The sequence below is a fragment of the Campylobacter troglodytis genome, from assembly GCF_006864425.1.
Taxonomy (GTDB): Bacteria; Campylobacterota; Campylobacteria; order Campylobacterales; family Campylobacteraceae; genus Campylobacter_D; species Campylobacter_D troglodytis.
Genome location: NZ_QHLI01000190.1, coordinates 1 through 789, shown reverse-complemented (window position 1 = coordinate 789; position 789 = coordinate 1). Strand labels below are relative to the sequence as shown.

General features: G+C 36.6%; 1 pseudogene. It reads left to right on the top strand.

The annotated features are described in order from the left end of the window. Positions 1-55: 55 nt before the first annotated feature. Positions 56-755: pseudogene (locus tag DMC01_RS15560) on the top strand (transposase); the annotation flags it as partial. Positions 756-789 lie beyond the last annotated feature (34 nt).

The window sequence follows — 789 nt, the reverse complement described above, 5'->3', positions numbered from 1 at the left end:
TTGGCTCAAGATACTTTAATTTGATACAATATCACTTTAAGGTATAAAGAGTTAGATGAAAAACAAGTATATGATTCATTCCCGAATTGTCTCAAAAGAAATTTAAGAAATTTTGAAGTATTTGCGCCTTGATTTAGAGGCTAAAAGACGCTCAAATTTGCAAAATTTCTCGTGTTTGTATGAATAGACTTCTACGGAAAATTCGCATTTTGATAGCCAAAGAGTGTGAAAAAATCTCAGCGGTGAAATAGAAGTTGATGAAAGTTATTTCGGCACAAAGCGTGTTTGTGGCAAGCGTGGACATGGAGCTGGCAAGAAAACGTCTGTGTTTTTACTTCGTGCTACACACTCGTCCCTTTGCAAGAAGGGATGCTAAAACGCTAGGCTAGCGTTTATACGCATGTCGTTAAACATTGCTCTGCCAAAGAGTTGCAGTCCATAATAAAGGACTTTTCAGAGCTTGAAGAAAGTGAGATTTACAGAAAAGCTTCAAAGCCTACGGTGCCTTGGTGGATTTTTTGCTTCGTTTTGTCTTGCAACTTTGCAAGAAGGAGCAAAGGCACATTATAGGGTAAAACACGCCAAATTCGAGTTTGCAAATGGGCGAAATCATATCAACGAAATTGTGAACTTTTTTGCTTCGTGCTACGCACTCGCAACTGCAAGCAGAATGGGCTTTGCAAAGTTTAGATTAGCCAAATTTAAAGGCTAATAAAGAAAATTTTGTCCTTCACTTAAAAGAAACAAAATTAAGATGAAAAATTTAGGACAAAATTCTCATCAAAATTT